At 62.0% G+C, this 20,911-nt stretch carries 21 protein-coding genes and 1 pseudogene; 9 read left to right on the top strand and 13 right to left on the bottom strand.

Translation table 11 applies throughout. From position 1 onward, the window contains the following. Window positions 1-12 precede the first annotated feature (12 nt). From CO667_RS29710 to CO667_RS29700, 3 genes are read right to left on the bottom strand one after another with little or no spacing between them, the layout of a single operon-like run. Window positions 13-795, bottom strand: coding sequence for an anti-sigma factor (locus CO667_RS29710; RefSeq protein WP_097621749.1), 783 nt, complete (start codon window positions 793-795; stop codon window positions 13-15). Further along, window positions 792-1,307 carry an RNA polymerase sigma factor gene (locus CO667_RS29705; RefSeq protein ID WP_097621748.1) on the bottom strand — a complete coding sequence of 172 codons (516 nt, stop codon included), beginning with the start codon at window positions 1,305-1,307 and terminating at the stop codon, window positions 792-794. The genes CO667_RS29710 and CO667_RS29705 overlap by 4 nt, the downstream gene beginning before the upstream one ends. Before the next feature lie 19 nt (window positions 1,308-1,326). Beyond that, on the bottom strand, window positions 1,327-1,707 hold the full coding sequence (locus CO667_RS29700; RefSeq protein ID WP_097621747.1) for a hypothetical protein: 381 nt from the start codon (window positions 1,705-1,707) through the stop codon (window positions 1,327-1,329). Window positions 1,708-1,999: 292 nt separating this feature from the next. On the opposite strand from CO667_RS29700, the gene CO667_RS29695 reads away from it, so the two are divergent. Beyond that, the gene (locus CO667_RS29695; RefSeq protein ID WP_097621746.1) at window positions 2,000-2,488 is read left to right on the top strand and encodes an Rrf2 family transcriptional regulator; all 489 of its coding nucleotides are present in this window, start codon (window positions 2,000-2,002) and stop codon (window positions 2,486-2,488) included. Window positions 2,489-2,504: 16 nt separating this feature from the next. On the opposite strand, the gene CO667_RS29690 is transcribed toward CO667_RS29695, so the two are convergent. The 4 genes from CO667_RS29690 to CO667_RS29675 form a co-directional block, all read right to left on the bottom strand. Beyond that, window positions 2,505-3,986, bottom strand: coding sequence for a cyclic nucleotide-binding domain-containing protein (locus tag CO667_RS29690; protein WP_097621745.1), 1,482 nt, complete (start codon window positions 3,984-3,986; stop codon window positions 2,505-2,507). Window positions 3,987-4,083: 97 nt separating this feature from the next. Further along, the gene (locus CO667_RS29685) at window positions 4,084-4,500 is read right to left on the bottom strand and encodes a cupin domain-containing protein (protein WP_097621744.1); all 417 of its coding nucleotides are present in this window, start codon (window positions 4,498-4,500) and stop codon (window positions 4,084-4,086) included. A 68-nt stretch (window positions 4,501-4,568) separates the two neighbouring features. Then, window positions 4,569-5,324: an SDR family oxidoreductase gene (locus CO667_RS29680; protein ID WP_097621743.1), complete on the bottom strand. Its 756-nt coding sequence runs from the start codon at window positions 5,322-5,324 to the stop codon at window positions 4,569-4,571. A gap of 68 nt (window positions 5,325-5,392) precedes the next feature. After that, window positions 5,393-5,872, bottom strand: coding sequence for a carboxymuconolactone decarboxylase family protein (locus CO667_RS29675; protein ID WP_097621742.1), 480 nt, complete (start codon window positions 5,870-5,872; stop codon window positions 5,393-5,395). 132 nt (window positions 5,873-6,004) lie between these two features. Here CO667_RS29675 and CO667_RS29670 point away from each other — a divergent pair, with 132 nt between their 5' ends. Together CO667_RS29670 and CO667_RS29665 are read left to right on the top strand one after the other, a co-directional pair. Then, window positions 6,005-6,931, top strand: coding sequence for a LysR family transcriptional regulator (locus CO667_RS29670; protein WP_097621741.1), 927 nt, complete (start codon window positions 6,005-6,007; stop codon window positions 6,929-6,931). Window positions 6,932-7,033: 102 nt separating this feature from the next. Continuing rightward, the gene (locus CO667_RS29665; RefSeq protein ID WP_097621740.1) at window positions 7,034-8,161 is read left to right on the top strand and encodes an ATP-dependent RecD-like DNA helicase; all 1,128 of its coding nucleotides are present in this window, start codon (window positions 7,034-7,036) and stop codon (window positions 8,159-8,161) included. Window positions 8,162-8,204: 43 nt separating this feature from the next. Here the strand turns inward: CO667_RS29665 and CO667_RS29660 are convergent, their stop codons facing one another. Continuing rightward, window positions 8,205-8,897: a MerR family transcriptional regulator gene (locus CO667_RS29660; protein ID WP_097621739.1), complete on the bottom strand. Its 693-nt coding sequence runs from the start codon at window positions 8,895-8,897 to the stop codon at window positions 8,205-8,207. 441 nt (window positions 8,898-9,338) lie between these two features. Between CO667_RS29660 and CO667_RS29655 the strand changes: the two genes are divergently transcribed. Both CO667_RS29655 and CO667_RS29650 read left to right on the top strand, forming a co-directional pair. Next, complete coding sequence (locus tag CO667_RS29655) at window positions 9,339-10,085, top strand: pyridoxine 5'-phosphate synthase (protein ID WP_097621738.1); 747 nt, start codon at window positions 9,339-9,341, stop codon at window positions 10,083-10,085. Between the two features lie 173 nt (window positions 10,086-10,258). Continuing rightward, window positions 10,259-12,091, top strand: a complete 1,833-nt coding sequence (locus CO667_RS29650) for a WG repeat-containing protein (protein WP_245433336.1) — start codon at window positions 10,259-10,261, stop codon at window positions 12,089-12,091. A gap of 113 nt (window positions 12,092-12,204) precedes the next feature. Here the strand turns inward: CO667_RS29650 and CO667_RS29645 are convergent, their stop codons facing one another. Further along, the gene (locus CO667_RS29645; protein WP_097621736.1) at window positions 12,205-13,113 is read right to left on the bottom strand and encodes an SDR family oxidoreductase; all 909 of its coding nucleotides are present in this window, start codon (window positions 13,111-13,113) and stop codon (window positions 12,205-12,207) included. Window positions 13,114-13,235: 122 nt separating this feature from the next. On the opposite strand from CO667_RS29645, the pseudogene CO667_RS29640 reads away from it, so the two are divergent. Further along, a pseudogene (locus tag CO667_RS29640) lies at window positions 13,236-13,653 on the top strand (helix-turn-helix domain-containing protein). A 104-nt stretch (window positions 13,654-13,757) separates the two neighbouring features. Here the strand turns inward: CO667_RS29640 and CO667_RS29635 are convergent. The 4 genes from CO667_RS29635 to CO667_RS29620 form a co-directional block, all read right to left on the bottom strand. Beyond that, a complete protein-coding gene (locus CO667_RS29635; RefSeq protein WP_097621735.1) occupies window positions 13,758-14,981 on the bottom strand; it encodes an MFS transporter in 1,224 nt (407 codons plus the stop codon). A gap of 99 nt (window positions 14,982-15,080) precedes the next feature. After that, window positions 15,081-15,704 (bottom strand): TetR/AcrR family transcriptional regulator, encoded by a 624-nt coding sequence (locus tag CO667_RS29630; protein ID WP_097621734.1) that lies wholly within the window; start codon window positions 15,702-15,704, stop codon window positions 15,081-15,083. Window positions 15,705-15,776: 72 nt separating this feature from the next. After that, window positions 15,777-16,694 (bottom strand): helix-turn-helix domain-containing GNAT family N-acetyltransferase, encoded by a 918-nt coding sequence (locus CO667_RS29625; protein ID WP_097621779.1) that lies wholly within the window; start codon window positions 16,692-16,694, stop codon window positions 15,777-15,779. A gap of 235 nt (window positions 16,695-16,929) precedes the next feature. Beyond that, complete coding sequence (locus CO667_RS29620) at window positions 16,930-17,649, bottom strand: aspartate/glutamate racemase family protein (protein WP_097621733.1); 720 nt, start codon at window positions 17,647-17,649, stop codon at window positions 16,930-16,932. Window positions 17,650-17,803: 154 nt separating this feature from the next. Here CO667_RS29620 and CO667_RS29615 point away from each other — a divergent pair, with 154 nt between their 5' ends. The 3 genes from CO667_RS29615 to CO667_RS29605 all read left to right on the top strand — a co-directional run bounded on the left by CO667_RS29615 (window position 17,804) and on the right by CO667_RS29605 (window position 20,516). After that, a complete protein-coding gene (locus tag CO667_RS29615) occupies window positions 17,804-18,268 on the top strand; it encodes an Lrp/AsnC family transcriptional regulator (protein ID WP_097621732.1) in 465 nt (154 codons plus the stop codon). A 163-nt stretch (window positions 18,269-18,431) separates the two neighbouring features. Continuing rightward, complete coding sequence (locus CO667_RS29610) at window positions 18,432-18,962, top strand: BA14K family protein (protein ID WP_097621731.1); 531 nt, start codon at window positions 18,432-18,434, stop codon at window positions 18,960-18,962. 288 nt (window positions 18,963-19,250) lie between these two features. Continuing rightward, complete coding sequence (locus CO667_RS29605) at window positions 19,251-20,516, top strand: NAD(P)/FAD-dependent oxidoreductase (RefSeq protein WP_097621730.1); 1,266 nt, start codon at window positions 19,251-19,253, stop codon at window positions 20,514-20,516. The last annotated feature ends 395 nt before the right edge of the window (window positions 20,517-20,911 follow it).

Below are 20,911 nucleotides of genomic sequence, written 5' to 3'. Positions count from 1 at the left end.
GGCTCTAAACCTCTAGGATGGGAACTGCCTGTAGCATTCCTCGGCCACACCACGCAGCGTCTCCCGGGAGATTTCGCCGGTGACGGCATAACCGAGCTCGCCGTCGATCCAGTAGAAGGTTTCGAGATTGCCTGAGGAGGCGAAGCGGAAGCTGGTGGTGCGGTTTTCCTTATTGCGGCCGACCAAGACGGTCAGGCGCTCGCCGGCCTGGTTCTCGTACATGAACATCGCTCCCGGCCTGCCGTCGACCGGCACCAAGCGGCCGCCGACGAGCTTGAAGCCAAGCGGCTGCAGGTTCGGGATCTTGAGATTCTCTATTGCCAGGCGCTTGCCGAGCCAGGTGGCGAGGTGGACCTCCTCGTTGGCGAAGACCTCGACGGGATGGCGAACCTCGGCGGCGTAGACCGTAAACGCCGTCTCAGCCTGTTTCGGCAGAGTTTCGGAGCTGGCAAGCTGCAGCTCCGGCTTTTCCAGAAGTGCTGGGCCATAATGGCCGCTGACGGCGCCGAGCGCGAAGACGACGAGGGCCGAGGCGGCGATCGCCCAGCGTTTGCGTTCTGATGACACCGTGCGCCGGGGCATAACGAGCAAGGGATCGGTGTCCTTTGCCTTCTCATATCCTGAGAACAGCGACCGGATGCCGGTGTTCTGCGTCTGCCATTTCGCGACCATCGCCGCCTCGTCGGGATTGTCGGCAAGGTAAGCCTCGATGCGGGTGCGCGCCGTTTCCCCCAGCTGGCCGTCGGCATAGGCGTGGAGATCGGCTTCGGTGACGATCGGGTTGGCTTCGTTCATTTCGGTCTCCGAAGCGTAATGACGTTGTCGGCCTTCAGCCGCTCGGCGACGCGCTGGCGGGCGCGCGACAGGCGGGACATGACGGTGCCGATCGGAATATCGAGTACCGTGGCGACTTCGCCATAGGTATATCCCTCGACGACCACGAGCATCAGCACGGCGCGGTGCTCTTCCGAAAGGCTGTTCAGCGCGTTGTCGAGCCGCGCGCGCTCCAGCGGATCGGCCGGCGGTTCGGGTGCGGCGATATCCTCGGCGGCGACGAGCTCGACGAGGCCGTCGCGCGCCTTGCCGCGCCGGCCATTGCGGTAGAGATTGGTCATGATGGTCAGGACCCAGCCGCGCAGGTTGAGGCCGCGCCATTGGCCGCGGCGCGCCAGCACCTTTTCGACGCAATCCTGGAGCAGATCCTCGCCATCGGCATCCGAACGCGTCAGGCTGCGCGAATAGCGCCTGAGCGAGGGCAGGAGGGCCAGGATCTGGCCCTCGAAACTTTCGGGTGCGGGTGTCTTCACGCCGGCAACTCGCTTGTGATCAGGGTTTGGCGAGATCCCAATTGCCGCCGACGCCGTCGCCGGTGATGTCGCCTGCCTTCTTGTCCTTGACCCAATAATAGAGCGGCATGCCGTCCTTGGCCCATTGCTTTGTGCCATCCTTGCGGTCGATGATCGAATATGCACCATCGGCCTTGGCATCGGAAGCCGCCATCAGCGGCGGCCAGTTCTTGGCGCAATCGTCGTTGCAGTTGGAAACGCCCTTGGCATCCTTTTTGAAGGTGTAGAGGGTCATGTCGTTTTCGCCGGCGAGCACCTTGCCCTTGGCGGATTCGACTTCCTTGACGGGAGGGGCGGCGAAAGCAGCGGTCGCGGCAAGGGCGGCTGCCGCTACGACGGACAGGAATTTCACGGATGTCATGATGTCTCTCCTCAGGTTGGGCAACGCAATGCTGCGATACCTGAGATGAGACACGGGAGGAGGCGATTTTATTCCCGACGGAGCGAAAGTTTTGTCGCGGCAATGGTGCGTTGCGGCAAGCACACCGATCAGCCCTCATGGTGAGGCGAACCACGAGGGCGGGTGGCGCGTGCGTGCTGATGATGGGGAGAGGACGAGCTCCGCTTTCGCCGGTCATTTACATCACGCCGCTTTGTGGATATCATATATCCTTAATTCCGGCCGCTGAGCCGGCCATGACACGAGTTGCTGAATGATCCTGAAAAGCCAGGTCGAGTGGGCGCTGCACTGCTGCGCCATTCTCGCGGGCCTGCCTGAGGGCAGGTATCTCTCCACCAAGGCGCTCGCTGAGCTTCATGGCCTGCCGAAGGAATATCTCTCCAAGGCGCTGCAAAGCCTCTCGCAGGCCTCGCTCGTCGAGACCACGCTCGGCCCGACTGGCGGCTACAGGCTTGCGAGATCTCCGTCGGAGATCAATTTCCTCGACATCGTCGAAGCGGTCGAGGGAAAGGCGCGCAGCTTCACCTGCACGAATATCCGTGAGAACAATCCATGCCGGCCAGCGGGATATTGCGACAGCAAGCCTTGCGCGGTCGCGCGCGTCATGTGGGAAGCCGACGAGGCTTGGCGGAATACGCTGCGGCGCGTCCGGCTTGCAGATCTCGTCGGCACCTTGTCGGAGGAGGTCCCGGCCGACATTTGGCAAAGCACGTTCCAATGGGTCCTCAAACGCGCCGGCTGAAACGGCTTGCGGATTTCTACGCCCTGAAGATGGTCCTGATGGTTTTCAGGATGGCGCGCGCGTTGTGGGCGTGTTCCGGGGGCAGGGCGGCGCCGTCGCGGAAGCGCTCGGCGCGGCCGGCGAGGGCTTCGGCGATTTCCTCGGCCAGGGCGGGGCGTTTGGTGAGCAGCGGCGCGAAAGCCTCCTGGTCGATTTCATAGACCGTCACCGGGGTCAGGGCCTCCAGGGCGCAGACTTCCTGCAAGCCGGCGAGCAGCCCGGTCTCGCCGAAGAAATCGCCCGGCGCGAACCGCCCGCGCTCTTCGCCTTCGTGCCGCGCCACGATGATGCCGGCGCGCACCATCATCAGGGAGGGCAGCATTTCGCCCTCCCGCACGATCACATCGCCCTTGTGGAACTGGCGAACGGCGGTGGTCTCGGCGAGCTTCTGCTTTTCATCTGATGTCAGCGTCGCAAAGACCGGAATGGCTTCGATCAGCGCAAGTGGCGTCACGCTCGGTGGCTGTGCGTTTTCTTCCGTCGGCAGATCGGCGGTCAGGATTCTCGCCGAGGGTGGAACGGCGATAAGCAGGCCGGCTGATTTGCAATGGCGATAGACGAGATCGAGCACCTCGTTTCGCGCCGGCACGCGCTGGCTGGGGCTCGTCACCCGAAACTGCAGCTCGACCTCCAGCGCCGTGGCGTCCAGACCCTTCAAGGCGACGACCGGCGGCGGATCGCGCACGATCGTATTGCAGCTCGCAAGTGCCGTTACCATGACGCGCCGAACCGATGCCGGCATCCGCGTTGGGGCGATGCGGATGGTGAGGGTCAGAAGATGGCTCTCGTCCGGCCGGCTGATATTCGTCAGGCCGAGCTTTGCCAGAAAGCTGTTCGGCAGAACGACGACATTGTTGGCGCTGGTCAGGATATGTGTCGCGCGCCAGTTGCTTTCGACGACGCGTCCCTCCGTGCCGTCGCTGAGAAGGATCCAGTCGCCGATGACATAGGGCCGGCCGAGGGTCAGCGCGATGCCGGAGAAGACGTCTGCGAGCGTATTCTGTAGTGCCAGGCCGAGGATGATGGCGACAACGCCCGAGGTCGCAACGAGTGTTCCGATCGGCACGCCGAAGACGAAGGCCAGGATCGAGAGCGCCATGCCGATATAGACGACGCCGATGACGAGATCCTGCAGCAGGCGGGCTTCCTGCGGACTGCCCTCCAGCACCAGATAGAGCCGGATGAAACCGATGACGGCCCATGCCAGGTGGACCCACCAGAGCGATTTCGCGAGAACGACGAGCAGGGCCTGCGGATCTTCCGATTGATATCCCTGAAACCGGTGGGGTTCGATGCCGCTGCCGACGAGGATCAGCGTCATAAGGCCAAAGAAGAGGATCTGCACCACCAGCCGCGTCGTCGGCCGCTGGCGGGAAAGCAAATGCCAGACGACGATGCCGGCGAAGCCGACTGTTATGAGGGAAATCAGCGGCTTGCCGAAGAGCGCGTCGTAGATCATCTCTCTCTGTCTCCGGGAAGGGGCGGGCGGCACATGATTCAGCATGTCGGCCGCCCGCGCAAGCAGCGAAGCTTCGCGCTGAGGCCATTGGCAATCGTCAGTTCTGCAGCGGGGAGGTCAGCTCTTTCTGGGCGGTGTCGACCACGAAGACGGCGAGCAGGCGGGCAGGCTTGGTCTCGCTGCCATTGGCGCTGACGCCATGACGGTCGCCCGGCATTTCGGAAAAGCTCTCTCCTGCCTTATAGACCTTGACCGGGCCGTCATTGACCTGGCTGCGGATCGACCCTTCGAGCACGGTGGCGTAGATGAAAGCCGAGTCCGGATGGGTGTGGCCTTCGGAGAAGCCGCCGGGACCGTATTCGACCAGTACGCCCTTGATGCTTTTGCCGGGCACGTTCGGAAGTTCGTGCTGATAGACGAGCGTTACCTTTGCAGACTTGCTGCTGTCGTGGGCGCTGGCGCCGGTGACCGCCAGAAGGGCGAGAGCGGCGGTGAGGATTGATTTTCTGATCATGGGGAATCTCCGTGTTGCTGGAGTGGAGAGGACGCGCCCGAGCGGCCGTGTCCTGAGGGCAAGTGAAATCACTTCGGCTGGGCGGAGTTTGCGAACCACTCTTCGAAGGTGATCGAACCGAGCCGCGGATTGTCGTCGGAAACGAGCGACTGGTCGTTCAGCCTTGCGCCGAAATATCTCGCCTCGGCATCGGCCTCGACGGTCCTCGGGTCTTTCATGGCCTTCAGATAGCGGGCCACGAGTTCGCTGAGGCGGGCCCGTTCCGGGCCTGATATCTCGACCGTCGCGTTGGCAGGCGGTGCGAGCGCCACCTCAGCCATGGCGTCGGCGACGTCGTCCGAGGCGATCGGCTGCACATAGGCCGGCGACAGGTGGACCGTCTGGCCGACGGTGCCGGATTGGGCGATGCCGTTCAGGAATTCCATGAACTGCGTCGAATGCACGATGGTGTAGGGGATGCTGGACTGCTTGATCAGCTTTTCCTGGGCAAGCTTGCCACGGAAATAGCCGCTTTCCTGCAGGCGCTCGGTGCCGACGACGGAGAGCGCGATGTGGCGCTTCACGCCGGCGACTTTTTCGGCGGCGAGAAGATTGCGGCCCGAGGTTTCGAAGAATTCGAGCACGGCCTTGTCCTCGAAGGAGGGCGAATTGGCCAGATCGAGTACGACTTCGGCGCCTGCGAGCGCCTCTGCCAATCCTTCTCCGGTGATGGTGTTGACGCCGGTATTCGGCGATGCGGCAATCACTTCATGGCCGCGCTTGCGCAGGCGTTCGACAGTCTTCGAACCGATGAGGCCGGTTCCGCCGATGATAACGATTTTCATGACAGATCTCCGTTCGCTGCCGGGGTGCGGCAACGTCAAAGTTGAATCTTCTCAAAGAATTGCGAGGATTAGTTCAGGCCAGCCTTGTCGAGGCCGTAGACCTTGTCGGCTGAACCGGGAACGGTCTTGAAGCCAACATTGACGCGGTTCCAGGCGTTGATGGCCATGACGACGAAGGTCAGGTCGGAGATTTCCTTTTCGGAAAGCTGGCCGCGAACCCGTTCGTAGATCTCATCGGGAATGCCGCCTTCGGGCAGCTTTGTCAGGACTTCGGTCCAGGCAAGGGCGGCGCGCTCACGGGGAACGAACAGGTTCGATTCCCGCCAGATGGCGACATGGTGGAGCCGCAATTCGCTCTCGCCGAAGATCTTCGCCTGCTTCACATGCATGTCGAGGCAAAAGCCGCATCCGTTGATCTGTGAAGCGCGGATCTCGATGAGGGCCTGCAGCTTTTCGTCGATCACGCTGCTCTTCAGCGCCATGCTGAATTCCATGAACTTCTTGAAAAGCTCGGGGGACTGCTGGGCGTAGTTCAATCGCTGGCTCATATCATCTCTCCTCTAATTAAGGATACAAAATATCCTTATGGATAAAAGATATCCTTAATTTCTGGACTGTAAAGCCATTCCGGCCTAGTCTGGCTGCATAAAGCCTATGCGCAAAAGTATGAGGGGTGGGGGATGGATATCGTTTCGGCATTGCGGACCTTCCTGCGCGTCGTGGAGACGGGCTCGTTTTCGGCGGCGGCGCATGATCTCGATGTGACGCAGCCGGCGGTCTCGCGGCAGGTCGCGGGCCTCGAAGGCCACTTCAACACCCGCCTCCTGCATCGCACGACGAGCGGTCTGTCGCTGACGGCGGAGGGGGAACGGATGCTGCCGATGGCGCTCCGGATACTCGAAGCGGTGGAGGAACTCGGCGATGCCGCCGGATCGGGCGGCGCCACGGCTTCCGGAAAAGTCAGGCTCAGCGTTCCGGCGCCGTTCGGTCTCTATCTCAGCGAGCGGCTCGGTGATCTTCTCGCCGTGCATCCGAAACTCTCGGTGGAACTGCTGTTCAGGGAGCAGAGCTCCGATATGATCGAGGAGCGCCTGGACCTCGAAGTGCGCCTCGGCCCGGTCGCCGACAGCAGCCTCGTCTGCCGGCGGATCGGCTGGACGACCGCTTTCCTTGTCGCCTCTCCCGCCTACCTCGCGCGCAAGGCGGCGCCGCGCCAGCCGAGGGACATCAGGGACCATGAATGCCTCTGTTACAACAGGGCGGGCGACGCCTGCACATGGTCGTTTTCCAACGGCTCGGAAGACATCTCCGTCAGGATCTCGCCGCGGCTGACCGCCTGCAACGCCGTCGCCATTCACAGGGCAGCCCTCGCCGGCGCTGGCCTGGCGGTGCTCTCCCATATCCTCGCCGTGCCCGATATCGCCGCCGGCCGGCTGATCCCTGTCATGGCGGATTTTCAGCCGAGCCGCCTGCCGATCACTGTCGTCTATCCCTCACGACGCAACATGCCGTTGCGCGTCAAAACGGTTCTGGACTTTTTGAGCGATGCCATCGCGCAAGACCCATCGATGGGCACGAGCGGCATGGACCGGCGGTGGGAGCTATGATTGCCCAGCCGAACGGTTCGGCCGGGATCTTGCCGTCATCGGCCCTGCCACATCAGTTTCCGCCTTGCCTAACGCCCGCGAATCCTGCCAAGTCGTGCAATCATGCAATTTGCGCCGCAACAAGACGAAGCCCTCAAGGCTGTTTCGAAATGGCTGAATGAAGGGCGCTCGCCGCTCTTTCGCCTGTTCGGCTATGCCGGAACGGGAAAGACGACGCTTGCCAAGCATTTCGCCGAGAATGTCGACGGCGACGTGCTGTTTGCCGCCTTCACCGGCAAGGCCGCGCAGGTGCTGCGCTCACGCGGCGCCTCCAACGCCAGGACGATCCATTCACTGATCTACCGGCCACGCGGCGAAGAGGCGGTGGAGGACGAGGAAACCGGCAAGACTTCGATCGCGCCGATGTTTTCGATCAACCGGCAGAGCCCGGTCGCCAAGGCGGCGCTGATCATCGTCGATGAATGCTCGATGGTGGACGAGGCGCTCGGCAAGGACCTGATGAGCTTCGGCACGCCGATCCTGGTACTCGGCGATCCCGGCCAGCTGCCGCCGGTCAGCGGCGGCGGTTACTTCACGAATCAGGACCCGGATTACCTGCTTACCGACATTCACCGCCAGGCGCGCGACAATCCGATCATCAAGCTTGCCATGCAGGTGCGCGAAGGCAATGAGGTGACGTATGGCGATTACGGCACGGCCAAGGTGATCTCGAAGAACGAGGTGACGCAGGATCTGGTGATGAAGGCCGACCAAGTGCTCGTCGGCACCAACCGGACGCGGCGCCGCTACAATCAGCGCCTGCGCGAGCTGAAAGGTTTCAACGCCGATTATCCGCAGACCGGCGACAAGCTCGTCTGCCTGCGCAACGATCCGGCCAAGGGCCTGCTCAACGGCTCGCTCTGGCAGGTGATGACTTCGTCCAAGGAAACGACGAAGCCCGGCATCAATCTGCTGGTCCGTCCCGAGGACGACGACATGGACCGGGGAGCCGCCAAGATCAAGCTCCTGAAACAGGCCTTCGAGGATGTCGAAGGCGAGATCCCCTGGAACACCCGCAAGCGCTACGACGAGTTTGACTATGGCTATGCGCTCACCGTTCACAAGGCGCAGGGTTCACAATGGAACGACGTTGTGCTGTTTGACGAGAGCTGGGCGTTTCGTGACACGCGGGAGCGCTGGCTCTATACCGCGATCACACGCGCGGCGGAGACGCTGACGATCGTCCGTTGATGATTGGCGGGGGAGGCGACGGTGGCGGCCGTCGGAGGGGTGTTCAGGCCTGCACGATGCCGAGCAGAACCGCCTTGGCGATGGCCTGGAAGCGGTTGTTGGCGCGGAATTTCAAGATGATTCCGGCTTCGAGATCCCTAGTCTCGTCATGCTTAAGGTCGAGCGCCCGGGCGATGCGCTGGGTGGAGTAACCTTCCGCCATCAGTTCCAGGCAACGCCGCTCCTGCGGGGTCAGGCTGGCGCTGTCCCGATTGTCGTTCAACGGCGGCTCTTCGATGCTGTCGTCGAAATCCAGGAGGTCGCCGACCTGCTGGAGCTGGCGGTGCAGCGTCGACATTTCGGCTGTCAGCTCGCGCTTGCGCACCTGCAGGGCCTCGCGGAACATCCCCTCGGCTCTTTCCTGCGAATCGGCCTTGCGAAGCTCGTCCATCAGTTCCTGGATGACGGCGATCGGCATGCCTGTCTCGCGGCAGACGGTGATAACCGCCATGCGCATCACGTCGTCTTGTCCGTAGACCCGCATCAGGCCGATGCGATTGGCCGAAATCAACCGTTTTTCTTCGTAAAAATGCAGTGTCCTGTGCGTAACGCCAAATGCGTTGGCCATGTCGGCAATGGGCACGGGACCGTCTGGCAGATCCGGCGGCAGCGCGGCCGAAGGCAGAAACCGGTATTTCGACCGGGCCTCCGACGCAATACCGGCGGTAGCAAACAGGCGTTTGGAAACGTCTGGCATGAACCCTCCTAGGGCATCGTGTTGCACCTCATGCGGATTTGCCAGTTGCTTCCCGGGCGCGGCGAGTGGGGTTTTCCTCTAGGCATTCTTATCATGGGAAAGAAGCAGTACGCGGCCTACGTTTACGCGATACAATGTCCACGTTATGCGTGAACGATCTTTTTTATAAGTGCTAAAAATAATCTCTTTTAAATGGGATAGCAACGTGACGGCATATTTTGCGCCGGTTGCCGGGTGTGTTGCAGCAAAACATCTGCTGCGCTGCGGTATCTGCCGGTCATCTTCAAAGGCGACGGGAATTACTATTTGCGGTACGGGCGGGGTGAATGCCCTGGCCCATCAGCGATCTGCATCGCATCCATCTGCGAATCTCGTTGGCCATCGCACGGCACTTGCCTTAAAAGCAGGGCCTCTTATTTCCGTGACCGATGGATGCCAGCCATGCCCGCCAAGCTCTCCGTAAACCTCAACGCCATCGCCATGCTGCGCAACCGGCGCGATCTGCCCTGGCCGAGCGTCGAAGCGCTCGGACGTGTGGCCCTTGCTTCCGGCGCCAGCGGATTGACGGTGCATCCGCGTCCCGACCAGCGGCACATCCGCTTCTCCGACCTGCCTGTGATCCGCAATCTGATCGACGATGAATTCCCCGCGGCCGAATTCAACATCGAGGGCTACCCTACAGAGGAATTCTTCGAGCTCTGCGCCGGCGCGGCCCCTGAGCAGGTGACGCTGGTGCCCGACGATCCCGCCCAGGCGACCTCCGATCACGGCTGGGATTTCCGCAGGCACCGCGCGTTCCTGACCGATGCCGTCGCGCGGCTGAAGAGGATGGGATGCCGGGTCTCACTGTTTGCCGATGGCGATGGCGACACCGAAGCCGTCGAGATCGCCAAGGCGGTCGGCGCCGACCGGATTGAACTCTACACCGGCCCCTATGGCGGCTGTTACGACGCGCCGGAGCGGGCTGCCCCGATCCTTGAAGCGCTCGGACGGACGGCGGACGCGGCCCTGGCGATCGGCCTCGCCGTCAATGCCGGTCATGATCTGACGGTGGCGAACCTGCCCACACTGGTGAAGCGCATTCCTGATCTGGCCGAGGTTTCGATCGGCCACGGACTGACCGCCGATGCGCTGGAATATGGTATGGCGGAAACGGTGCGGCGGTTCTGCAGGGCTTGCGGGCAGTAGGTTTGAGGAAGGTCGGTTCCTTTTTGCGTATTGGCGGCGACTATCTTGCCCTGCAAGGGTTTCCCGTGCCCGAATGACGGTGCAGGATTCCTGTGCTCGTGACATCCGACCTGCGAAGCGGCCATATTTCCAACACACGAGCATCTCCTAGTTTCTTCAATCGGGGCGCTAGGATGAGAGTTATTGCTCGTCAACTTATGTTTATCACCGCGGCATGGGCGTGTTTGCTCTGCTCCGTTGGAACAGGCGTCGCCGATCCCCGGCCGGAAAGATGGGTGGAAAGGTGCGGCGGCGTCTATGCTCTTTGCGGCTATATCGACAGAGCGATGCTAGAACCGCGGATCGATCGCAAGTTCGAAGTTGCGCTTCCTTTCTCGGAGGGGCTGGCTGCCGTGCGCTCCGAGGGCAAATTCGGCTATATCGATTCGAGTGGCGAGATGGTGATTGCCCCGATGTTCGATCTTGCCCGGGGATTTCGCAAGGGCCACGCCGAAGTGGTGGTCGGTGACAAGGCAGGAATTATCGATAGAACGGGAAAGTTTCTGCTGTCGCCGAACTATGCGCGTGCCATTCCATTCAGTGCCGGGGCGGCGCTCGTTCGTCCCGGCAAGGCGATCGCGTCGGAATCCTATGGCCTTTTACGCTTTACGGCCCGGGAACTTTTTCTCCAAAGAGACAACCGGCACTATCTGCTCATAGATCTGCCTTCGGGGAAGATCCTGAAGGACGAGCTGGCCATTAAAGAATTCGAATTTGGCACTTTCGTCTGGGCGGCTCAACCGGGAGATAAACGATACGGATTGCTTGCTCCCGACGGGACCTGGAAGATCGAGCCTCGCTTCGAAACAGTTGGTGAACTCAGCGGAGGAAGAGCAATTGTCTGTTATGGCGGGTCGGACGGACACCGAGGCCGGTCCAGCCAACGTGACCGGGCCGACGCCACCCAATGCGGCGTGATCGGCCGGGACGGTCAAACTATTCTCTCCCCACAGCAATTTAGAATCCAGGGCTATCGAAACGGTTTTTACCGTGTGGCCGAAGACCAGAAAGTGGGCGTTCTTGACGAGGCGGGACGGTTGCTTGGCGGGCGTCTGTTTGACGATGCGAGACTGCCCGGTTATTCCGGTGAGGTGGCAAGGGTATTGGCCGATGGCCGGTGGATTGGGCTCAATCGAGCCGGGAATCTGGTCCCGAACCCGGAGGACGGGAAGACGCTGGCGGTATGTCCTTCGGGTATCAAACTCATGCACAACGGCGGCCGCATTCAGGTCGTCGGAGCGGACGAAAGGCCGACGGTTCCGTATCTCTTTGACGACACATACTTGACTTGCGAATTCCCCATATCGGTTCGGTACAATGGAAAATGGGGATTTCTGAAGCAGGACGGCAAACTGCTTGTCGATCCGCCGTCATTTCAGACCCAATCTGGTTTCATCGATGGCTATGCCGGCGTCAAGGTTGAGGGCAAATGGGGAATACTGGACAGCAACGGTGTGATGGCCCTCGCTCCCCAGTTCGATGAGATGCAGTCCGATTCCGGCGCCTATGCGGTCTCGAAGGATGGACGGAAATTTTGGATCGACGCATCAGGACGCGAAGTCTCCGAGCCGCGCCGCCTGGAAGATCGGCGATCAAAGTTGCGTTGCGAACCAGATGGCGGACAGCGCGTCTCCAGGAATTCGAACGGAACCTTGCTCTGGGGGATTGCGGACGCCGCCGGAAACATTGTCATCGAGCCGAAATATCGAGCCATCACCTGTTTCCGGGACGGTCTCGCTTGGGTTCCGTTCGACGAACAACGAGAATGGTGTGCGATCGACCGGAATGAGCGGAAACGCGAGAACGTCGCGTGCGTCAAGAACTGGCCTGACGGCAATGTCGCCGACGCGCGAACTGAGACAATGTCTGACGATCCCTATGAAAGCGGTGTGCTCTGGATGCGTGCCGAGCTTGAATACGGGCTTGATCTTAGGGAGAAACCGCCTGGCTTCGTTTCGCAATTCTGAAGGGCGACCCTGCGGCGCGTCGGCGCCGTGAGTGCCTCATCTGACGTGATTAGGGATCCAGAATCGGAGTTCGCTGCATCCCTGCGACTCGCGCAGGGATGCAGCATAAAGGCTCAATGGCCTCCGGCATTGCCTGTCGCCGTCAAAGCAGCCTTATGCTCCACGAAGAAATCCTTCAGCGGCTGCGGCTGCTTGCCGGTCAGCTTGGTGAAGTCTTCGGTGACGATGTCGAACTTGCCGGCGCGGGTGTTGGCGTCGGCCGACACCAGCATGTCGGCGACGAAACCGGGAAGGCCGGCGCCGCGGATGCCCTGGCCGAGCTGTTCGTCATTGACGTCGACCACTTCGAGCGGCTTGCCGGCGACATCCGAGACGATGGCGGCGATCTGCCTGTTGGTCAGCCGTTGCGCGCCGGTCAGCGTATAGGTGGCGCTATCGGAGGTGCCGGAGGCAAGGGCCGCGGCGATCGCCAGCGCGCAGTCGTTGCGCGAAATGGTCGAGATCTTGCCGTCGCCCGTGGCGCTGTACCATTTGCCGCCCTGGAGATTGTGTGGCATGCCGTGCAGATAGTTGTCGTGATACCAGGCGTCACGGATGATCGTGTAGGCGACGCCGCTCGCCTTGATGGCGTTTTCGCTGCCGAGGTGGTCGGGTGCGAAGGTGACGAGCGAATCGTCGGGCGCCGGCATCGAGGTATAGGCGATGTGCTTGACGCCCGCCTTGGTGGCGGCAGCGACGGCCGCCTTGTGCTGGGTGAGGCGTTTGCCGGGGGTATCCAGCGCGTCGGTGCTGATGATCAGCAGCCGGTCGACACCGGCGAAAGCCTTCTCCAGTCCGGCCACGTCATCGAAATCGGCCTTGCGGGTGACGACGCCCTTGCTTGCGAGCTCGGCGAGCTTTTCCGGGCTGCGCGTCGCCGCGACGATGTTGCCGGAGGCGACCTTGTAGGTCTCGATGAGGTGATGGATGACACGCTGGCCGAGCTGTCCGGCAGCACCGGTGACCAGGATGGTTTCGCTCATAAGTCGCTTCCTTTTCCGTTTTCATGTGGTCTCAAAAAGAGAGTAGCACTAAAATAGGAATTGACTTCACGGTGTAAAGGAGGCAGTTTTTCGGCTCTACGTTACCAAAAGGGAACCAGCAGATGAGCGGTGAGGTCCTCAGCCTCAAGAACAGGATGCCGGGGGATGCGGCGTGAGATCGATCTCGCCGGGCTCGATTTTTCCAATTGCCCGGTCAGGGACATGATGCAGCATATCGGCGGCAAATGGTCGACGCTGCTGCTCGAGGTTCTGGCGGCCAAGCCCTGTCGGTTCGGCGAGCTGCGGCGCTTGCTTCCCGATATCTCGCAGCGCATGCTGACGCAGACATTGCGCGACCTGCAGAGGGACGGTTATGTCAATCGCGAAGTCTTCCCGACCAAGCCGCCGAGCGTCGAATATTCGATGACCGATCTCGGCCGCTCGCTCTATCAGCCGCTGTCGCAGCTTCTGAATTGGGCGGAAGCCAACCACGATGCCGTGCGCGCCGCCCGCTCGCGTTTCGATTCCGCCGACGGCTAGGGCCGTTGATAAGGAAAAAACCAAATCTGCACCGATAAGCGGGTGCGTGCCTGCTCACCGTATGTCCGCATTTATAAGCCGGCATTGAGTTTTTTATATCGGTCTCAGATTTTACCTTCCTGCTTGCCGCGTCCTTCCGTCAGGAACAGCAGGAAGGCCAAGGCCGGGAAGCAGAAGCCAATCCAGGCCGCCATCGTCCAGCCGCCGGTCGCATAGGCCCAGCCGCCAAGCGCCGAGCCGAGCGCGCCGCCGGCAAAGAAGGTGGCCATGAAGAGGCCGTTCAGGCGGCTGCGGTGTTCCGGGTTCAAGCCATAGATGGCGCGCTGGCCGCAGACGAGATTGGTCGTGACCCCGAAATCGAGCATGATCGCGGCCACGGTCAGAAGGATCAGCGCGGTGAGCGAGCCGTCGCCGGCGAAATGGCCGATCAGGAAGGAGGCCATGCCGAGGAGCATGGCGATCGTCGAGGCGATCTTCGTCATGCCGCGGTCGGCGAGCCGGCCGGCGATCGGCGAAGCGACGGCGCCGGCGGCACCGGCAAGCGCGAAGAGGGCGATGCCGTTCTGCGTCAAGCCGAAAGCCGGGCTGGCGAGCAGCAGCGGCGTCGTCGTCCAGAACAGGCTGAAGGCGCCGAACATGCCGGCCTGATAAAGGGCCCGGCGCTGCAGCACGCGTGACGTCAGCGCCAGGTGGCCCATCGAAGCGAGCAGCTCGCCGTAGCGCAGCTTCGTCTTCGGCCGGCGAACCGGCAGGTTGGCGCGCAGGACGACGGCGAGCACGATCATCAGCACTGCGGTGATGTAATAGACCGTGTGCCAGGAGGACGCCTCGGCGACGAAGCTTGCGAAGGGGCGGGCGAGCATGATGCCGCAGAGCAGGCCGCTCATGACATTGCCGACGACCTGGCCGCGTGTTGCATCGGGTGCCATGTTGGCGGCGAAGGGAACCAGAACCTGGACTGCGACCGAAGAGAGGCCAATGCAGAGCGAGGCGACGAGGAAGGCCGTGGGTGTCGAAGAGAGCGCTGCGCCGATCAGCGCGACGGCGGAGACCGATATCAGCATCAACACCAGGCGACGGTTCTCCGTGAGGTCGCCGAGCGGCACGATCAGCAGCAGGCCGAGGCCGTAGCCGATCTGCGTCAGCGTGACGATCAGGCCGGTTGCGGCGGGCGTGAAGCCGAGATCGGCGCTGATCAAGCCGGCGAGAGGCTGGCCGTAGTAGAGATTGGCGGCCACCAGCCCGCAGGCGGCGGCGAAAAGGAAGGTGAGCCAGGGAGATAGCGCCCGTGGAATGGCCTTGTCCGGCGTGGTGGCTGAAATGCTCATCAGAAACTCCGGTATGATCGAAAAATTAGTCGCAAATCGTTCTGCCGCCGGCCACCCGTTTCCCGCCGGAGAAATGCACGGCATTTCCCCGGGGGAACATCATGTCACCAGTTTCATCGCGGCCTCGGCCGCCGCCGCCATTTGCTCGCCGCTGCGGCCCGTCTTGCCGATTACGCGCATGCCCTTGGTCAGGCAGAGAAGAGCAAGTGCTGCCGCCGGCACATCGATATCCGCCGAAATCGAGCCGTCCGACTGGCCGAGGCGGATGAGGTCGACGAGAAGCGTCTCGTCGGCCGTGAAGGCGGTGGCGACGCGCGCGGCCGCCTCTTCGTCGAAGAGCGCGAGATCGCCGGCGCTGCCGACAACGAGGCAGCCCTGCCTGCCGATCTGCCCGTGCGAGGAGGAGGCAAAGAAGGTGATCAGCGCATGGAGCTTGTCGCGGCCGGTCTCGGCGCCGGCGAGCCTGGCGTCGAGCAAGCCGCGGCGTACCGCGCGGTAGCGATCGAAGGCGGCAAGGAAGATGCCGCGCTTGTCGCCGAAGGCCTTGTAGACGCTGCCGGCAGCAAGCCCCATAGCTTCGGTAAGTTCGCTGATCGAGGCGGCGTTGTAGCCGCGCTCGGAAAAGACGCGGAGGGCCGCATCGAGGGCGGCCTCCGCATCGAATTCCCTCGGACGGCCGCGGCCCCGGGTCTTCTCCTGATGGTCGAGGGTCGTTGCATTCATGTCCGCCTAATTAGGAAATGATCGTTTCCAAATCAAGCGAAATTTTGCGACGCGGCAAGCCGGAAGGCGAGGTTACAAGGTCAGAACCCAGTTTTGGCCGTTGGCCTCGGGACCGAACATCCGATGTCTCTCCTCGGAGACAAGGCGGAAGCCTGTTTTGACGTAGATGGCGCGGGCAGTCTCCAGCATGTCGTTGGTCCAGAGCGAGAGCTCGCGGTAGCCCTTCTGCCTGGAGAAGCGGATGCATTCGTCGACCAGCAGCTTGCCGAGCCCGAGGCCGCGGGCGGATTTGTCGACATAAAGCAGCCGCAGCTTGGCGATGCCCTCGCCGCCATTGGTGACGAGGACCGAGCCGACATTGATGCCGCCGCGCTCGGCGATCCAGCAATATTCAAGGGCAGGATCGAAATTGGCGAGGAATTTTCCGGCGACCTCGGCGACCAGCGCCTCGAAGCGCAGATCCCAGCCGTATTCCTCGGCATAGAAGCGGCCCTGGCTCTGAACGATCCAGCCGATATCACCGGCGCGATGGGCGCGGATGACGGCCGGTGCCGGTTTGGCCGCCGGGTCGAGCAGGGCGCGGATCGTGCCCATGGCGCGCACCGCCGCCTCCGGCTCGCCGGCCGCCAGGCCATCGAAACGGGCGGCGATCTGGGCGTTGGCGCGCCGGCCGAGTTCCTCGAACTGCTCTCGTCCCCGATCGGTGACAATGATGACCTGGCTGCGCAGGTCGGCCGGATCGGGACTGGTCTCGACCAGTCCCTCGGCGCGAAAGCGCTTGAGGATGCGGCTGAGATAGGCAGGGTCGAGATGGAGGTCGCGGACGAGGCTCACGGCGCTGACGCCGTCATGCGAGCCGATCTCGAAGAGGATGCGGGCATCGGTCAGCGTGAAGGGCGAGTCGAGATAGGCCTTGTTCAGGAGGCCGAGGAAATTCGTGTAGAAGCGGTTGAAATCGCGGGCGGTTTCGATGAGGGCGATGTCGGACATGATGATCTCCAAGGGAGATCTCGCCGGATTGCTGACAAGGCCCGCTCCTCGCCAGCGTCATCCTCGGCCTTGTGCCGAGGAGCTGCTGCCCTATCGACCGGAAGCAGATGCTCGGGACAAGCCCGAGCATGACGAAAGAAGGGTTGGCCGACTGTGTCAACAAACTGAAAAAAGTCTCCGTGAAGACCTTTGTCCTGTATTTAGTTGACTGCGTCAACTAAATTGTCGATCCGATTCAGGCCGCTTCCTCTTCCACCACTTCCTCGGCGCCGAGCGCGAAATCGACCGCCGCCCGAGCATGGATGGCGGTGGTATCGAAGCCCGGCAGCGGCAGGCGGGCGGGGTCGAGGATCAGGCAGATCTCGGTGCAGCCGAGGATGATGCTGTCGGCGCCGTGATCCATGGCGCGGTCGATGATAGCGATCAGCTTTTCGCGCGAGCTGTTGTGCACTCTGCCGGCGCAGAGCTCGTTGAAGATGATGTCGTGCACGGTGGTGCGGTCGGCTGCATCAGGCACCATGATGTCGAGACCGAGGCTCTTCATGCGGTCGGCGTAGAAACCGTGCTCCATGGTGTAGCGGGTCGCAAGCAGCAGCGGGCGTTTGCTGCCGGCGGCATGCAGCGATTTTGCCGTCTCGTCGATGATATGGATCAACGGCACGGAGATCTTCTTCGCAACCTCGTCGGCGATCAGATGCATGGTGTTGGTGCAGATGAGCACGCAGCCGGCGCCGCCTACCTGCAGGCGCAGAGCCACGTCGGCGAGGCGACGGGCGGCCATATCCCAGTCGCCGGCCTTCTGAAGGGCGACGATCTCCTCGAAATTGACCGAATGCAGGATGAGCTCGGCCGAGGCGAGGCCGCCCCTGCGAGCACGCACCATCTCGTTGACGAGGCGGTAATAGACCGCCGAACTTTCGAAACTCATGCCGCCGATCAGGCCGATCGTTTCCATCTCTTCATGCTCCCATGCTTGAACTTCGAAAATGATGCCGCATTCCCGGCGCGGCGTGTTTGCGTTGTTTGTCCCTCATGCGAGGAGTGTGCTACAATTTTGCGCGATTTGGTAATATTATGCAAAACAAAGGCGCGAGGTTGACTTCACACACATGCTGGATGATCGCGACAGACGTATTCTGGACATGCTGCAGAAGGATGCCGGCATATCCGTGACGGATCTTGCCGAGCGCGTGGCGCTTTCGGTCTCGGCCTGCTCGCGGCGCATCCAGCGGCTGGAGGAGAGTGGCCATATCGCCCGGCGCATCGTCGTGCTCGACCGGGAGCGGATGGGCGTGCCGACGACGGTCTTCGCCCTCGTCAAGACGGCGCATCATTCCGACGAATGGACGGAAACTTTCCGCAGGATCATAAGCGACATTCCCGAGATCGTCGAGGCGCACCGGCTGACCGGCAACCACGATTACATCCTGAAGATCGTGCTGCCGCGTGTCGAGCATTACGACGTGATCTATAAGCAGATCGTGCGCAAGTTGGAACTCTTCGACGTCTCGGCGTCGATCTCGATGGAAGAATTAAAACATGGAATGGCGATACCCGTGGGCTACGCCCGGTAGCGTCATTTGAAGGGCGTGACAGATTGCTCTAGGAGCCGATAATTCTCGCCATCGGTAGGGATTAATTTGTCTCGATACGGAACGTTTTTCGAAATAATGCGTTCACCTTTGGTTCAAGAGGGGGGAGATGTCTCCTCCACTTGGAGTGTAGAGGAGAACAGTCATGAGAAAGCTAAGCGTCGCCGCGTTATGCTTGATCATAGGTGTCCCTAGCGTCACGCCGGCTCAGGCGTTTCCGGCTATCAACCCACCCAGGATCGAAGCACAGCAGCAGATAGAGCAGGTGCAATGGCGTGGCCGAGGCGGCCACTGGGGTGGCGGCCATTACCGAGGCGGTTATTACAGGGGTTATCGCCATAACCGTGGAGCGGACTGGGGCTGGGCCTTGGGTGGTCTAGCCGTCGGCACCATCATTGGCGGCGCATTGGCACAGCCCTACTACGGCTCGTATTACGGTTCGCCCTATGGCTATTACGGCTCGCCCTACCGCTATTACGGTTCGCCTTACCGTTATTATGGCTCGCCTTATCGCTATTATGGCCGGCCCTATCGAGCCTATGCGTCGTCTGCCTATTATGGAGGCGGCGGCAGCCACGAGAGATGGTGCTATTCGCGTTATCGGTCGTACAGGGCGTTCGATAATACCTTCCAGCCCTATTACGGACCCCGTCGCCAGTGCGTCGGTCCCTATTGATTGGCGCGTTACGCATATGTCGCTGCGAACCGGTTGCAGGCCGACGACCGTCTTGCGACCCGTTCGAACGGCATGTCTGTCACATCTCGGCCGAGGTTCGGTCTGGGCAGATATAACTCTGCCTGACTTCCGCTCCACAAACTTCGCGGCGCTGGATCGCAGCAATAGCCGATAATCTCAGCGCCATCGACTGCGATCGGCGCAGGGGAGACATGCCGAAACGGCGGTTGCAACCATTGCGCCGAGGGCCACATTGGCTTTGAGCAAAATGGCGCAAAGGGGTATGTCATGAGCGACCATCATGTCGTCGTTGTCGGCGGCGGTTTCGGCGGGCTGCAACTCGTCAACGGGTTGAAGGGGGCGGGTGTGAAGATCACGCTCGTCGACCGGCGCAATCATCATCTTTTCCAGCCGCTGCTCTATCAGGTGGCGACGACCATTCTCTCCACCTCGGAGATCGCCTGGCCGATCCGCCGCCTCTATGCCGACCGGCCCGATGTGACGGTGCTGCTCGGCGAGGTCACCGGCGTCGACAGTGGCGAGAAGACCGTTTCCTTACGCAACGGCATGACTCTTGGTTACGATACGCTGGTGCTGGCGACCGGGGCGACGCATGCTTATTTCGGACATGACGAATGGGAGCCGGTGGCGCCGGGCCTGAAGACGCTGGAGGACGCGACGACGATCCGCCGGCGCGTGCTGCTCGCCTTCGAAAAGGCGGAGATGGAGTGCGATCCTGCGGTGCGCGATGCGCTTTTGACCTTCACCATCGTCGGGGCCGGGCCGACCGGCGTCGAGCTTGCCGGCATCATCGCCGAGCTCGCGCATTTCACGCTGCCCAAGGAATTCCGCAACATCGACACGCGCAAGACCCGCGTCGTGCTGGCCGAGGCCGGCCCGCGCGTGCTGCCGACCTTCGCGGAGGAACTTTCGGCCTATGCTCAGAAGGCGCTGGAGAAACTCGGGGTCGAAATCCATCTCGGCAAACCGGTGACGGACTGCAATGCGGACGGCGTGAAGATCGGCGAAACCTTCGTTGCCAGCCGGACGATCGTCTGGGCCGCTGGCGTCACCGCCTCGCCGGCGGCGCGCTGGCTTGGCGTGCCCGCCGACCGCGCAGGGCGCGTCGTCGTCGAAAAAGATCTGAGCGCGCCCGGCCTGCCCGATGTCTTCGTCATCGGCGACACCGCATCGGTCATGCGCGAGGATGGCAAGCCGGTGCCGGGCATCGCACCGGCGGCCAAGCAACAGGGCGGCTACGTCGCCAAGGTCATCCATGCCCGCCTGTCCGGCAAGCCAACGCCCGCACCCTTCCGCTACCGGCACCAGGGGAGCCTGGCGACGATCGGCCAGAGTGCCGCGATCATCGATTTCGGCCGGATCAAGCTGAAGGGCTGGATCGCTTGGTGGATCTGGGGCCTTGCCCATATCTATTTCCTGATCGGCACCCGCTCGCGTTTCTCCGTCGCCTGGAGCTGGCTGTGGATCTATCTCAGCGGCCAGCACAGCGCCCGGCTGATCACCCAGCGGGAGACGATGCGGGAGGAGGGGTAGGCTCTTTTCGGGTCAAGCTCGAGAACCGAAATGGCGCAAGGGCATACCATGTGGGCCTCCTAAGGCCCCACGGCCCCGGGCGGCAAGGCAGAAGGGACCATGGCACACCCTCTCCGTCATTTCTGTGCTTGTCACAGGAATCCAGTCACGGCGCGTCTGCGCCGTGAATGACTCTCCACAGACAAGGGAGCCTTCCGCGCCCAAGGACTTGGGCTTGCTGGATCCCTGTGCAAGCACAGGGATGAGGGCGAGTGGGGTGACGTCTCCGCGCTAGATTTCAGCCACAGATGAGGCGTGAGCTGGCTTTCGCCATACGGCGGCCGGGCGATACGCCCAAGCTTGACATATCTCCACACCCACCCTTAGCATCCCGCCTGCGTCTCTCAACCACCGGG

This window comes from Rhizobium sp. L43 (assembly GCF_002531725.1).
In the GTDB taxonomy this organism is placed as follows: domain Bacteria; phylum Pseudomonadota; class Alphaproteobacteria; order Rhizobiales; family Rhizobiaceae; genus Rhizobium.
This window is presented reverse-complemented; position numbering and strand designations above follow the sequence as displayed.